This window comes from Martelella alba (assembly GCF_005217455.1).
Classification (GTDB): Bacteria; Pseudomonadota; Gammaproteobacteria; order Enterobacterales; family Enterobacteriaceae; genus Acerihabitans.
Window position 1 is genome coordinate 195,575 of the sequence record NZ_SZPQ01000002.1, and the last position, 14,343, is coordinate 209,917.

General features: G+C 58.3%; 13 protein-coding genes. 7 read left to right on the forward strand and 6 right to left on the reverse strand.

Annotated elements, in window-relative coordinates; all coding sequences use genetic code 11:
* Positions 1-42: 42 nt before the first annotated feature.
* The 5 genes from rnd to FCN80_RS03305 form a co-directional block, all read right to left on the reverse strand.
* Positions 43-1,197 carry a ribonuclease D gene (rnd, locus tag FCN80_RS03285; protein ID WP_136988460.1) on the reverse strand — a complete coding sequence of 385 codons (1,155 nt, stop codon included), beginning with the start codon at positions 1,195-1,197 and terminating at the stop codon, positions 43-45.
* A gap of 51 nt (positions 1,198-1,248) precedes the next feature.
* Positions 1,249-1,794, reverse strand: coding sequence for a Slp family lipoprotein (locus FCN80_RS03290; protein WP_306767830.1), 546 nt, complete (start codon positions 1,792-1,794; stop codon positions 1,249-1,251).
* Positions 1,795-1,925: 131 nt separating this feature from the next.
* Positions 1,926-2,627, reverse strand: coding sequence for a tRNA (adenosine(37)-N6)-threonylcarbamoyltransferase complex dimerization subunit type 1 TsaB (gene tsaB / locus FCN80_RS03295; protein WP_136988462.1), 702 nt, complete (start codon positions 2,625-2,627; stop codon positions 1,926-1,928).
* 157 nt (positions 2,628-2,784) lie between these two features.
* Positions 2,785-4,686 carry a DNA repair helicase YoaA gene (locus tag FCN80_RS03300; RefSeq protein ID WP_136988463.1) on the reverse strand — a complete coding sequence of 634 codons (1,902 nt, stop codon included), beginning with the start codon at positions 4,684-4,686 and terminating at the stop codon, positions 2,785-2,787.
* Positions 4,683-4,889, reverse strand: coding sequence for a YoaH family protein (locus FCN80_RS03305; RefSeq protein WP_136988464.1), 207 nt, complete (start codon positions 4,887-4,889; stop codon positions 4,683-4,685). Before FCN80_RS03305 ends, FCN80_RS03300 begins: the two co-directional genes overlap by 4 nt.
* A 301-nt stretch (positions 4,890-5,190) precedes the next feature.
* Here FCN80_RS03305 and pabB point away from each other — a divergent pair, with 301 nt between their 5' ends.
* From pabB to FCN80_RS03320, 3 genes are all read left to right on the forward strand, one after another.
* Positions 5,191-6,573: an aminodeoxychorismate synthase component 1 gene (gene pabB / locus FCN80_RS03310; RefSeq protein ID WP_136988465.1), complete on the forward strand. Its 1,383-nt coding sequence runs from the start codon at positions 5,191-5,193 to the stop codon at positions 6,571-6,573.
* Positions 6,560-7,138, forward strand: coding sequence for a CoA pyrophosphatase (locus FCN80_RS03315; RefSeq protein ID WP_136988466.1), 579 nt, complete (start codon positions 6,560-6,562; stop codon positions 7,136-7,138). The genes pabB and FCN80_RS03315 overlap by 14 nt, the downstream gene beginning before the upstream one ends.
* Before the next feature lie 394 nt (positions 7,139-7,532).
* Positions 7,533-8,897 carry an L-serine ammonia-lyase gene (locus tag FCN80_RS03320; protein ID WP_136988467.1) on the forward strand — a complete coding sequence of 455 codons (1,365 nt, stop codon included), beginning with the start codon at positions 7,533-7,535 and terminating at the stop codon, positions 8,895-8,897.
* 9 nt (positions 8,898-8,906) lie between these two features.
* Here FCN80_RS03320 and FCN80_RS03325 read toward each other — a convergent pair whose 3' ends face one another.
* Positions 8,907-10,454 (reverse strand): TerC family protein, encoded by a 1,548-nt coding sequence (locus FCN80_RS03325; RefSeq protein ID WP_136988468.1) that lies wholly within the window; start codon positions 10,452-10,454, stop codon positions 8,907-8,909.
* Positions 10,455-11,019: 565 nt separating this feature from the next.
* Between FCN80_RS03325 and manX the strand changes: the two genes are divergently transcribed.
* The 4 genes from manX to FCN80_RS03345 all read left to right on the forward strand — a co-directional run bounded on the left by manX (position 11,020) and on the right by FCN80_RS03345 (position 14,250).
* Complete coding sequence (gene manX / locus FCN80_RS03330; protein WP_136988469.1) at positions 11,020-11,982, forward strand: PTS mannose transporter subunit IIAB; 963 nt, start codon at positions 11,020-11,022, stop codon at positions 11,980-11,982.
* Positions 11,983-12,074: 92 nt separating this feature from the next.
* Positions 12,075-12,878 carry a PTS mannose/fructose/sorbose transporter subunit IIC gene (locus FCN80_RS03335; RefSeq protein WP_136988470.1) on the forward strand — a complete coding sequence of 268 codons (804 nt, stop codon included), beginning with the start codon at positions 12,075-12,077 and terminating at the stop codon, positions 12,876-12,878.
* A gap of 12 nt (positions 12,879-12,890) precedes the next feature.
* On the forward strand, positions 12,891-13,733 hold the full coding sequence (locus FCN80_RS03340; RefSeq protein ID WP_136988471.1) for a PTS mannose transporter subunit IID: 843 nt from the start codon (positions 12,891-12,893) through the stop codon (positions 13,731-13,733).
* Positions 13,734-13,788: 55 nt separating this feature from the next.
* Positions 13,789-14,250, forward strand: coding sequence for a DUF986 family protein (locus FCN80_RS03345; protein ID WP_136988472.1), 462 nt, complete (start codon positions 13,789-13,791; stop codon positions 14,248-14,250).
* The last annotated feature ends 93 nt before the right edge of the window (positions 14,251-14,343 follow it).

Consider the following 14,343-nt stretch of genomic DNA (forward strand, 5'->3'; position numbering starts at 1 on the left):
TGCCTCGGGTAGGGGAACCGACGCCGCCGGCCCGTCTCTTCGCTAGGACACCGCCGCGCCGTTTTCAGCCTGATCCCCGCCGTTAAGGATATCGCACACGGCCGCGCCAAATAGCGCATCCCGCCAACCGCTCAGCAGTTCGGGGAGACGCTGCGTTGGGGATAAGCGCCAATGCCAGCTCAGCAACTGATTGATTTGCCGCCGAGACGCCAGCAGTTCCACGCTCAGCCCCGATTGGCCGCTGGCATGCTGGATCTGTTCCTTTATACGCTTGAAAAGCACGCGGTAGCCGGGCTGCTCAAGCAGATTCGGCAGCGGCGCCGGCCAATGTGTTTCCGGCATGGCGACCGTTTCCTGTACCAGGCCAATCAGGGTCTTGCCATGGTAGCGAATTTCCGGGCCGCTCAGCCCCAGGTGATCCAATTCGCCGAGCGAACCCGGCATATAACGCGCCACCTGCCAGAGGTTTTCTTCCCGCACCACGAAGTTCACCGCCATGTCCCGTTCCCGCGCCAGGCGTAAGCGCCAGGCGGCCAACTTTTGCAGGCAGGCCAACTGCCGGGTGCGCAACTGCCAGGCGTTGCCGATATCCCGGTATGCCTCGTCGGGTTCGACGATTTCCCCGCGCCGTTGGCATAGGGCCCGGCATTCCTGCCGCGCGGCATCCAGCCAGCCGGCCGCGGCGGTTTCCTCCAGCAATTTATCGGCCACCGGCAAAAGCCAATACACATCCGCGGCGGCGTATTCGCACTGTTTCTGGCTTAGCGGGCGCGCCAGCCAATCGGTACGTGATTCGCTTTTATCCAGCATTACCCCCTGGTAATCCGCCACCAGCGCGGCGAATCCGCAAGACAACGCCCGTCCATTGAAAGCGGCCAGAACCTGAGTGTCGATAAGCGGCTCCGGTGGTTGGTTGAACGCATGCAGGAACACATCAAGGTCTTCGCTACAGGCATGCAGGATTTTGATGACCCCCGGATCAGCCAGCAGTTGCCGGAATGGCCGCCATTCGGTAATGGCCAAGGGATCGATAAGGGATACACGTTCGCCGTCATACAACTGAATCAGACCCAACTGGGGATAATAAGTGCGGATGCGAACAAACTCGGTATCAAGAGCCACCCGCGGCGATTGGCGGGCAAGGTTGCAAACCTCAAGTAATTCAGTGTCTGAAGTGATTAATTGATATTTTAGCACTGCGATCTCTTTAATTCGTCACAATAAACATGTCGGCATTGGCGGCCATCGTCATTCGCTGATGACGGTTTCCACTCGGGCGTCGCCGCCGTAATAGCCGCCCCAACCCATATCATAGGGCCCCCACCCGCGCCCATAATAGGGACCGCCCCATCCCCAGGGCGTCAGGGGCGGTCCCATGGGCGCCACAACTTGCTGGGTCAGTTGCCAACGCTTGTAGCCGGTGGCCTGTACCACAACATAGCGGTAGGGTGCTTGCCCGATGGTGCCTTGTTCGGTCCCGCTAATGGGGCCGACCACCGTCACCCATTGCTGGGCGAAATCGGCGGGTTCGAGAAAACCGGGGACATAGGCGATGATTCGCCCCACCGAGGGCTGATGGATAAGCGGCCGTGCCGCGTCATCCAGCGGCACGGTGGCGATTTCCAGTTTGGTGCGGCCGTTCTCGGTCGTGATCTTGACCACTTTGCCGCCAAAGCGCGCTTCCTGGCCGACATACAACGAAGGCGCATTCATGACCCGGACCAAATCTTGTTGCGGCGTGGCAGATGTTCCGCGAATGGCCTGCGGAATAGTGACGCACCCGGCAAGCGCCATAGACGCGCCCAATAATATAGACAAAACGGCCAAGCGACGGCGGGCCGACCTCAGAGTTGAACCGACATGCATACTGCTTATCCCTTGTGTTACGTATTTCTTGGACATGCGGCGACCGCGTTAGTTGCCGATTATTCCCGGCCGGGCAATTTTTTCCATGCCACATCATTACGCAAATAGGTAGGCCGGACCTGTTCCACCGGCGATGTCGCGCCGTTGGCCAATTCAAGTATAGCCAGCGGCAGCATATCCATCGCCGTGGGCAATTGAGCGTTGCCGGCGCGCAGTTTTGGACCGGGCGAGCCCAGCAGTTCCGGATAGGCGTCCCAACCGGTGCCCGCGCAAGCCCACTCGCCGCTTAGGCCGGCCAGCGTCTCCGCCAGCCGATCCGGCTTGATGACGCTTTCACTCTCTCCACCAAGCCAGGCGCCCTTCTCATCGCGCCGATATTGCGCCCAATAAACCTCCCCCATCCTGGCGTCGATGGCGGCGAGCGCCCGCGGTATGCCGGTCTGGCGGTACGCGCCCTGCGCCAGGGCCGCCAGGGTGGAGATGCCCATAAGCGGCAAGCCGGCGCCCAGCGCCAGGCCCTGCGCGATACCGACGCCGATGCGTACCCCGGTGAAACTGCCGGGACCCCGGCCGTAAGCCAGCGCATTCAATTGATGCAAACCCATGCCGGCATCGGCCAACAGGCTATCGATCATCGGTAAGATACGGCGGGTATGCTCCCTGGGACAGACCGCGAAGCGCTGGGTGACTTCGCCATCCAGCCAAAGTGCGGCGGAACAGGCTTCGGTTGCGGTATCAAGGGCTAAAATTCGCGTAGACATGCCAAACCTCGGGCAGGCGTTGGGAAGAGTACAAAAACGGGTTGGCACTATAGCATAACCCGAGTGGCGAGGGATACGGGCGTCGCCAGGCGGCATACGCCCATGACGCTGATGCCGGACAAAACAACGCTCCTCGGGGGCCAGGGCGCATCAACGATTACCGCCGGCGCAGGAAATCCAGGGTTGTTTGCAAAGAGCGGGTACGCGGCGCCGGTGGAAGGCTTTTCAGGAATATCTCGCCATAGGGACGAGTCACCAACCGCTGATCGCAGATAATGAGCGCCCCGCGGTCATCATAATCCCGGATCAATCGGCCGACGCCCTGTTTCAACGCAATGACCGCCTCGGGTATTTGTACTTCCAGAAACGGATCGCCGCCGCGCAATCGGCAATCGTCCACCCGGGCCTTTAGCAAAGGATCATCCGGGGAGGTGAACGGCAGCTTGTCGATTATCACGCAGGTCAGCGCATCGCCGCGCACATCGACGCCTTCCCAGAAGCTGCTGGTCGCCACCAGCAAGGCGTTGCCCGCGGCGATAAATTGCTCCAGCAAACGGCGCTTGGCGGTTTCGCCCTGCAATAACACCGGCAGCGTCAAAGCGGCGCGGAATTCGGCCGCCAGGTCTCTCATCATCTGATGGGAAGTACACAGAAAGAAACAGCGGCCGTTATTGGCCACCACCACCGGCGCGAGCATCCGCGCCAATGTGGCCGCCGCGCCGCGTTGATTGGGTTCGGGCAGAAAACGCGGAACGCATAGCAACGACTGCCTGGCATAGTCGAACGGACTGGCCAGCAGCAAAGTGCGGGCATCCGTCAGGCCAATGCGTTGCGTGAAATGATCCAGCCGGTCATTGACCGAAAGCGTGGCGGAGGTAAATATCCAGGCGCCCTTTTTGTCGAGCATGACCTCGCGGAAACGCTCCGATACCGACAACGGCGTCAGCGCCAGCACAAAATGCCGCGCGCTGCATTCAAACCAATAGCTGAATCCGGGCTGTCCGATGTCTTTAATGCGCGCGAGCCGCGCGCGATATAACACGGCCCGTTCGAATGCCGCGTCCAGCAGCGCCGATCGTCCCAGGGCCATTTTCGCCACGTCATGGCACAGTTCCAGCGCGTCGTCGAGCAACAACAGCGCCCGTTGCAGCGAACTCGCCTCCAGCGCTTCGCGCAGGTTGCCGCGAAACCCCGGCTCGCCCAGCGCCAGACGGAAATCCTGAGCGCGCGAGGCAAGCTGATCGGCGCTTTTCTGTAATTGCGCCATATCCCGAAGCTCGGTACGGTACGCCAGGGTCATGTCCCGCGACAAATCCAGCAATTGCCGACTGGTGAGCTGCTGGCCGAAATACTGGCTGGCGATATCCGGCAACTGATGCGCTTCGTCGAAAATCATGACCTCGCCGTCGGGTATCAGTTCGCCGAAACCGCCATCCTTAACCACCATGTCGGCCAAAAATAAATGATGATTGACCACCACGACATCGGCCTCCATGGCGCTACGCCGGGCCTTGACCACATGGCAGTCCTGATAGAACGGACAATCGCCGCCCAGACAATTATCGTTGGTGCTGGTCACCAACGGCCAGACCGCGCTGTCCTCCGGGATGTCGGCGCACGAGGCGATATCGCCGTCCGCCGTTTGCGACGCCCAACGACGAACGACCGGTAACGTTTCGAGAATTTCCGACGCCGCGCCGCCGCCGGCCAGCGTTTGCTGTTCCAGCCGCTCCAGGCAGAGGTAATTGGAGCGGCCTTTAAGCAATGCCGTACTGCCGCTGAATTTCAACGCCTGGGCGACTTTGGGCAGGTCGCGGTTGAACAACTGATCCTGCAAGGCTTTCGAACCGGTGGAAATAATCACCTTACGCCCGGCGCGTAACGCCGGCGCCAGGTAAGCATAGGTTTTACCGGTACCGGTACCGGCTTCCACCACCAACGACGTTTTATCCTTAATGGCCTCGCGGATCGCCTCGGCCATCAGGCGTTGCGACTCCCTGGGCTTAAACCCGCTGATAGCCCCGGCCAAGGCGCCGGACGGCGCGAAATCGTCGGTCACTCCGCATCCCGTCGGCGGCCGGCCTTATCCTCTTCATCATCCCAGATAACCACCGCCCGTTCACCGTGATATCCGGCGCGGATTTCCTCCGATACCCGCCGGATGGCTTCGCCGCTGCTCATGCCTTCGGCCATAAGGGCCTGGATGCGTTCCACCGCCTGTTGCTGTTGCTGATGGGTCAATGCGGGCTGGTCGTTTGACATACCGATTCTCTTCAATAAAACAATGCCGGCGATTATCTCACGTCGGACCGCACGACGCCATGCCGCGCGTGTTGCCCCCGCGGGGGAATTTCGGCGCGCGACGTGTCGGCAACCGCCCAGGTCGCCGCCTGCGGCGCCGGCGACGCGACCGGTACGGACGCGGGACGGCTTGAAAGATGCGGAGTATGTGGTAGGCTGTGTTCCCCGTCTTGAATAACGGGAGACGGCCCGCCCGCCAACGGCGCGATCATTGTCCGCTACCGTCCGGCGTCTGCCCGCCGGCGTCTCCGGTGTGGAGTCTATGTCTGCAAAATCACCGCAACTGATTGAATTGCCCTATCGTCCCGAGGCGATAGTCGAGGCCTTTGCGCCCTATTCCGCCCGTCCCTGGTCGGCGCTGTTGCATTCCGGACACGCCGACCACCCGGATAGCCGTTTCGATATCATGGTGGCCTCGCCGGCGGCCACCCTGGTTACGCGCGGCAAAGACACCGAAATACGCCGCGGCGACCACATCTGGCACAGCGATGGCTGCCCGTTCGACTTGCTGCGCCAGCAATTGGATTCGCTGAACATCCGCCCCGACGCCATGGAGGATCTGCCGTTTCTGGGCGGCGCCCTCGGCCTGTTCGGCTATGATCTGGCCAGACGGCTGGAGACCCTGCCCTGTCATGCCGAGCGGGACATCGACCTGCCGGATATGGCGGTAGGCATCTATGACTGGGCGGTTATCGCCGATCACCGGCGCCGGCGGTTAACCTTGCTCAGTTATACCGATGCCGCCGGCCGGGCCGCCGAACTGCAATCCGCCCGGCGGCCGGCGGCGGCGCCGTTTCGCCTGACCGGTTCCTGGGAATCCAATATGTCCCGCCGGCAATACGGCGAGCGGTTCAGGCGCATCCAGGCGCATTTACTGGCCGGCGATTGCTATCAGGTGTGCCTGGCGCAGCGTTTTACCGCACCCTACCAGGGCGACGAATGGCCGGCGTTTTTGCGTCTGCTGGCCGGCAACCGGGCGCCGTTCTCCGCCTTTATCCGTCTGCATGGGCAAGCGGTGCTCAGTTTATCGCCGGAGCGCTTTTTGCAAGTACGCCACCGGCAAATACAAACCCGGCCAATCAAGGGCACCCTGCCCCGATTGCCCGGCGCGCGGCAAGATAGGTTGCAAGGCGAACGTCTGGCGGCGTCGGCCAAGGATCGCGCTGAAAATCTGATGATCGTCGATTTGCTGCGCAATGATATTGGTCGAATCGCTCAGCCCGGCAGCGTCCGGGTTCCGGAACTGTTCAAGATTGAAGCCTTTCCCGCGGTCCATCATATGGTCAGCACCATTACCGCCATGCTCCCCCCCGAGCGGCATCCCAGCGAACTCCTGCGCGCGTGCTTTCCCGGCGGTTCCATCACCGGCGCGCCCAAGGTCAGCGCCATGCAAATCATCGACCGGCTCGAGCCGCATCGCCGCAACGCTTGGTGCGGCAGTATCGGTTATTTGAGCTTCTGCGGTTCCATGGATTGCAACATCGCCATTCGCACGCTTATCGCCGAGCGGCGGCGCCTGCATTGCTGGGCCGGCGGCGGCATTGTGGCCGATAGCCGGGAAGAAGCCGAATATCAAGAGACGCTGGATAAGCTTGCCGCTATTCTACCGGTACTGGAGGCGCCGAACGACCATGAATACGCCTGAGCCCGCCCTGACGCTCAACCATTTCCTGACCCGTTTCCAATTGCAGTTGCCCGGCGACGGCGCTCCCTCGCGCCAGACCCGACGGGCGGCGGTGCTGGTACCGATCATTCGCCGGCCGATTCCGACCCTGCTGCTGACGCAACGGGCGGCGTCTTTACGTCATCATGCCGGTCAGGTGGCTTTCCCCGGCGGTTCCGCCGACCGCGGGGACAAAACCCTGGTTGAAACCGCGCTGCGCGAAGCCTGGGAAGAAGTGGCCATCCCGCCGGAGACGGTGCGTATCGTCGGTCAATTGCCGCCGGTAGACAGCAGCAGCGGCTTTCAGGTCACGCCTGTGGTGGGCCTATTGCCGGCCGACTGCCGTTTTTCCCCCAGTCGGGAGGAAGTGGCCGAGATTTTCGAGATGCCGTTGCAGCAGGCGCTTTCGCTCGCCAGCTATACCCCGCTGGAAATACTGCGCCGCCAGCGCGCCCTGCGCGTCTATTTTTCCTGGTATCGCAGCCATATGGTATGGGGCATGACCGCGCAGATCCTTTATCGGCTGGGTCAGCATATACAGGGTTAAAACAAAACGGCCATGCTGCTTGCCATTTCGTTGAAAGCGCTTTTCATCATTCGCATAAATCAGCTAAAATCACTGAAATAAATTTCATTGTTAGAATTAAAAACCGCAAATTTATGATACCTGATATTTTATAGTAGTACGTCAACTATATTCCATTGCCTTCGCCTCGCGGCGCCATATCCGTTGCAATACCGGGTTCACATTAGCCTTATTTAAGGCCACGCCATGAATAGGGCCATCGGGCGCGGTGAATAGCGGCTTTTTAACAGGGTGTCATCGTTGTGACGGCATTAGTTTTTTTCATGCGAAAGCTCAAGCCCGCTCGGGCGCGAGCCATTACAATTAAAAGCGTTGGCCCAGGCGGCCATCGGGTGAAGCAGCGAGGAGAGTCAGCGTGATCAGTGTTTTCGATATGTTCAAAATCGGCATCGGTCCGTCAAGTTCCCATACCGTCGGGCCCATGAAGGCCGGTAAACAGTTTGTCGACGATTTGATCGCCCGCGGCGCCATCGACCAGGTCACCCGTATCGCCGTGGAGGTCTATGGCTCGTTGTCGCTCACGGGTCGCGGTCATCATACGGACAGCGCGATCATTCTCGGCCTGGCGGGCAATCGGCCGGATACGCTGGATATCGACGCCGCCGGGGCATTTATCCGCGATGTTGAGCAACGTCAGCGGCTGATGTTGGCCAATGGCCTGCGTGAAGCGGATTTCCCCCGCGAGGGCGGAATGATTTTTCACAGCGATTACCTGTCGCTACATGAAAACGGCATGCGAATTCACGCCTTCGCCGATGACGAATGCCTCTACAGCCAAACCTATTATTCCATCGGCGGCGGTTTTATCGTCGACGAGGCGCATTTCGGCCAACCGGTCCTGGACAGCATCAGTGTTCCCTTTCCGTTTAACAGCGCCCGGCAACTGCTGGAGCAGTGCCGCAACACCGGCCTATCCCTGGCCGGGCTGATGTTGCGCAACGAACTGGCGTTGCATGGGCAGACGGAAATCGACCATTATTTCAGCGAGATCTGGCAAACCATGCGCGCCTGTATCGATCGTGGGCTCAACACCGAGGGGGTCTTGCCTGGTCCGTTGCGGGTACCGAGGCGCGCCGCTGCGCTGCGGCGCATGCTGATGGCGGCTGACAAACACTCCAGCGATCCGATGAACGTCATCGATTGGGTGAACATGTTCGCATTGGCGGTCAACGAGGAAAACGCCGCCGGCGGACGGGTGGTCACCGCGCCGACCAATGGCGCCTGCGGCATCGTACCGGCGGTGCTTGCCTATTATGATCATTTCATTGAACCCGCCGCGCCGGAAATCCGCCAGCGCTATTTCTTGGCCAGCGGCGCCATCGGCATACTTTACAAACTCAATGCCTCTATCTCGGGAGCCGAGGTGGGTTGTCAAGGTGAAGTGGGAGTAGCCTGTTCCATGGCGGCCGCCGGCTTGACCGAATTGCTGGGCGGTAGCCCGGAGCAGGTCTGCGTCGCGGCGGAAATCGGCATGGAGCACAACCTCGGTCTGACATGCGACCCGGTGGCGGGCCAGGTTCAGGTACCCTGTATTGAGCGCAATGCCATCGCGGCGGTCAAGGCCATTAACGCTTCCCGCATGGCGCTGCGCCGCACCAGCGAGCCCCGCGTCTCGTTAGACAAGGTCATTGAAACCATGTATGAAACCGGCAAGGACATCAATGCCAAATACCGGGAAACCTCGCGGGGCGGATTGGCGGTAAAAGTACAATGCGACTGACCCCCTGGGCTATTCCTCGGCGTCATCCCGCTCGGTCTCGATACGTTCGACCCGCACCAGCTCGATTCGATACTCGGTCATCTGTATTATCGTGAAGCGCCAACGGCCGATGACGATCACTTCGCCCGCCGTTGGCATCTGATCACGCTCATCCAGCAGCATCCCCGCCAGGGACGCCACATCGTGCCGCGACAACAGTTCATCGGTGCCAAGCGCCTGCTGCAACGCATGTAAATCGGTGCCGCCTTTCACCAGCCAACCATCGGCTTCGACCACGATATCCGGCGTTTCATCTTCATCGGGGAACTCGCCGGCGATAGCCTCAAGCACATCCAGCGGCGTGATCACCCCCTGGATAACGCCGAATTCATTGGAAACCACCACCAATCCGCCCCGTGCCCGGCGCAAGACCTCCAGCAAATTGAGGACATCCAGCGTCTCGGGCACCACAATAGCCGGATTCGACGCGGCCAGGGACCGGATATCCTGGCCGCTATCCAGCGCCACCAGCAAATCCTTGGCGCGGACGATGCCCACCAGGAGATCCAGTTCGCCGTCGCAAACGGGAAACATGCCGTGCGGCGTCGCCAGTATGGCCTGGCGCAGTTGCGCCGCGTCGCGGCGGCAATCAATCCAGGAAATTTCGTTGCGGGGCGTCATTACGCTACGAAGCGTGCGGGACGACAGCGACAGCACGCCGCTTATCATGTAGCGTTCCTCATCGACAAAGGGCGCGCTTGGCGCATCCTCGGTTTCCGGCTCATGCTCGCGGCGCTGGCGGCGCCCTCCCATCAAGCGAAAAATCGCTTCGGCGGTACGCTCACGAATCGGCCGGCGCGATTGGGACTTGAGAAAATTACGTCGGGCTATCTGGTTGAACATTTCAATCACCACCGAGAACCCGATAGCGGCGTAGAGATAGCCTTTGGGAATATGAAAACCGAAGCCCTCGGCTATCAGGCTAAGGCCAATCATCAGCAGGAAGCTCAGACACAGCACCACCACCGTGGGATGGGCATTGACGAAGCGAGTCAGCGCCTTCGAAGCCAATAACATGACCGCCATGGCGATCACCACGGCCGTCATCATCACCGGCAGATTATTAACCATGCCCACCGCGGTGATAACCGCATCCAGGGAGAAAACCGCATCCAGGATGACGATTTGCAGCACGACCGCCCCGAAACCGGCGTAGGCCCGGTTGGCGTCCTGGTGGGCATCGCGGCTCTCCAGCCGTTCGTGCAGCTCCAATGTGGCCTTGAACAGCAAAAACAACCCGCCGACCAGCAAAATCAGATCCCGCCCGGAAAAACTGAATGTGGAGACGGTTATCAGCGGACGGGTCAAGGTCACCATCCACGAGATAAGCGAAAGTAAGGCCAGACGCATCAAAAGCGCCAGCCCGAGTCCCAGCATCCGGGCCTTATCGCGTTTTTTGGGCGGCAGTTTTTCCGCCAGAATGGCGATGAACACCACATTATCGATGCCAAGCACAATCTCAAGCAAGACAAGCGTCAGCAAACCGACCCAGATCGAAGGATCCATCAGCATGTCCATGGCGCGCTCCCAACCCAAGGCATTGGCATTGCGCAACCACGAGATAGCGTGCCCGCCGGCCGCGTATCACGGCCCTGGCGGTTAAGGGGGACAGGGGCCGACGTTCCCCCGCCGATGCCGCCTTGCGACGATGTGAATGATGTGGAGACTAAAATGGAATGGGGTAGTTTTCGGTGACAGTCCATAGGGGGGGCTGCGGCCCTTCGCTCCTCGATAATCAGACAGATTTCACTTTATCAGGTCTGCCGGCAGGGTCATAAAACTTTTTGCGAAAATCTGTCATGACGCGCCACTAGACTGGGCCTGTCAGTTTCGATTTGTGCGTTGATTCGTTTCCGCAACACAAATTGCTGAGCGTCGTCACAATTTTTATTTTTTTACACACTAAAATAAATCGCGTTTAACCGTTATTGACGCGTTTTAAGATTTCTTCGCGCGTCCTGGCGGGGATCAAACAGGGTGGCTCGTTACCCTGGCTAAGAAGTGTCTCCACCCTCTGGTAAAGACGTCTCGATGCCAGGTGGTTTCACTGCTTAACCCAATTTGTCAACAGAGGAGGTATCCAGTGAGTATTGCTATCGTCATTGGCACTCACGGGTCAGCGGCCGAACAATTATTGAAAACGGCCGAAATGATATTAGGCGCACAGAATAACGTCGCTTGGATTGATTTTGTTCCCGGGGAAAACGCTGAGACATTGATCGAAAAGTATACGGCGCGTTTGGCGCATCTCGATACCCAGGAAGGGGTGCTCTTCCTCGTCGATACCTGGGGAGGCAGCCCTTTCAATGCCGCCAGCCGTATCGTCGTGGACAAAGAAAACTACGAAGTCGTGACCGGGGTGAACATTCCCATGCTCGCCGAGACATTTATGGCGCGGGATGATAACCCGACATTTGCCGATTTGGTGAAAGTGGCGATTGAAACGGGCCGTGAAGGCGTTAAAGCCCTTAAGGCTCAGGATGTCAAGCCCGCAGCCGCGCCGGCCGCGCCGCAACGATCCGCGCCCGCGCCGGTTCAGCCTTCTACGGGCGGTCATATGACCATCGGCCTGGCCCGTATCGACGACCGTCTGATTCACGGCCAGGTCGCCACCCGCTGGACCAAGGAAACCAATGTCAAGCGCATCATTGTGGTCAGCGACGAGGTCGCCGCCGATACTGTGCGCAAAACCTTGTTGACCCAGGTCGCGCCTCCGGGGGTAACCGCGCATGTGGTGGATGTGGAAAAAGCCATTCGCGTGTATGAAAACCCGAAATATGCAAAAGATCGCGTCATGTTGCTGTTTACCAATCCGACCGACGTAGTGCGTCTGGTGGAAGGCGGGGTGAAAATCACGTCGGTGAATATCGGCGGAATGGCGTTCCACCAAGGCAAAACCCAGGTCAACGGTGCAATTTCCGTAGACGAGAAAGACGTCGAGGCGTTTCGTAAACTGGATGCCAAAGGTATCGAACTGGAGGCCCGCAAGGTTTCCACCGACTCCAAGCTGAAAATGATGGATTTGATCAGTAAGCTCGGTAAATAGCTTTTAGCCGAAAAAAACTAACTATCAAGAGCGCATGTATTTTCTGAGGAAATTATTTACCGCTCTCTTACGTTTGTCTGAGGAGAAGTGCAATGGAGATCACCACGCTTCAAATTGTGCTGATTTTTATTATTTCTTGTGTAGCGGGTATGGAATCCGTGCTGGATGAATTCCAGTTCCATCGCCCCCTGGTAGCCTGTACGTTGATAGGGCTGGTGCTTGGCGACATGAAGACCGGCATTATCATCGGCGGGACGTTGGAAATGATCGCGTTGGGCTGGATGAATATCGGCGCCGCGCTCGCGCCGGATGCCGCCTTGGCGTCTATCATCTCCACCATACTGGTCATCGCCGGTAACCAGAGTGTCGGCGCCGGTATCGCGCTGGCTATCCCCCTGGCCGCCGCCGGTCAGGTGCTGACCATTATCGTGCGCACCATTACCGTGGCTTTCCAGCATGCTTCCGACAGCGCCGCCGAACGCGGCAACTTAACCGCCTTAAGCTGGCTGCATGTGGGCGCCTTACTGTTGCAAGCCATGCGTATCGCCATCCCGGCGGTCATTGTGGCGGTTTCCGTGGGGACTGACGCCGTTCACGCCATGCTGAACTCGATTCCGGCGGTTGTCACCAACGGTTTGAGCATCGCCGGCGGCATGATTGTGGTTGTAGGTTATGCGATGGTCGTCAACATGATGCGCGCCGGTTACTTGATGCCTTTCTTCTTCCTGGGCTTCGTTACCGCCGCCTTCACCAACTTCAATCTGGTCGCCTTGGGCGTGATTGGCGTGGTCATGGCGATTTTCTATATTCAATTGAGCCCGAAATACAACCGGCCGCAGGTTATTGAAGGCTCGTCGGCGCGCGGCGCTAACGATCTTGACAACGAACTTGATTAAAAGGTGAGAGAAATGGTCGATACAACTGGTCAAAAGAAACTGACTGCCGGCGATATTCGCGGGGTCTTCTATCGCTCGAACCTTTTTCAGGGCTCATGGAACTTTGAACGTATGCAGGCGTTGGGTTTTTGTTTTTCGATGGTGCCGGTGATCCGTCGCCTATACCCGGAAAACAATGAAGCCCGTCGGCAAGCGATCAAACGCCACCTGGAATTTTTCAATACCCATCCTTATGTGGCCGCGCCTGTGCTGGGCGTTACCCTGGCGATGGAAGAGCAACGCGCCAATGGCGCTCCCATCGATGATGCGGCCATCAACGGTCTGAAGGTCGGGCTGATGGGACCGCTGGCCGGGGTGGGCGACCCGATTTTCTGGGGCACCGCCCGTCCGGTTTTCGCCGCGCTGGGCGCGGGTATCGCCATGAGCGGCAGCTTGCTCGGTCCGGTATTGTTCTTCGTGCTGTTTAACCTGGTGCGCCTGCTGGTCCGTTACTACGGCGTGGCCTACGGTTATCGCAAAGGGGTGGACATTGTTAACGACATGGGCGGCGGCTTCCTGCAAAAGCTGACCGAGGGCGCGTCTATTCTGGGGTTGTTTGTCATGGGCGCCCTGGTGAACAAGTGGACGCATGTCAACATCCCATTCGTGGTGTCGCGCATTACCAACCAGAACGGCCAGACGACCGTGACCACCGTCCAGACCATCCTGGATCAGCTCATGCCCGGCCTGGTGCCGTTATTGCTGACCTTTGGCTGTATGTGGTTGCTGCGGCGTAAAGTCAATCCTCTGTGGATCATTATCGGCTTCTTCGCGATAGGTATCTTCGGTTATTGGATAGGCGTGCTGGGTCTTTGACAACCGCTATTGGAAACCGGGGCCCGTCCCCGGTTTTTCTGTCTTTGGAGGATGCATGTCAATCACCGATATCTGTTTACTGATTATCATTATCATGGCGCTGGTGTTCGCTATTTACGATGAATTTATCGTCGACTTTTATCTGAAAGGCAAAACCCGCCTGAAAATCGGTCTACAACGTCTTAATCGTATCGACGGACTGATATTTATCGGGCTGGTGGGCATATTGATTTATCAAAATATCACTGCCAAGGGCACGGTTTTTACCACTACCCTGTTACTTATCCTGGCGTTGATGGCCATTTACCTGACCTATATTCGCCGGCCAAAATTGATTTTTAAGCAAGATGGTTTTTTTTACGCCAATTTTTTCATCAGATATGACCGCATAAAGAATATGAATTTATCCGAAGACGGCTATTTGGCCATTGATTTGGAAAAAAGGCGTCTTCTGATAAAAGTCAAGCAATTGGATGATTTGGAAACGCTTTATCACTTCTTTATGGACCGTTCCTAACATTCTGGCAACAAACAGTCTCACGAAAGGAGTATTAGTATTAATTTCATCGCCTAATCCCATTTCATTTTGTGGTTGTCTCAGGCCGAAATA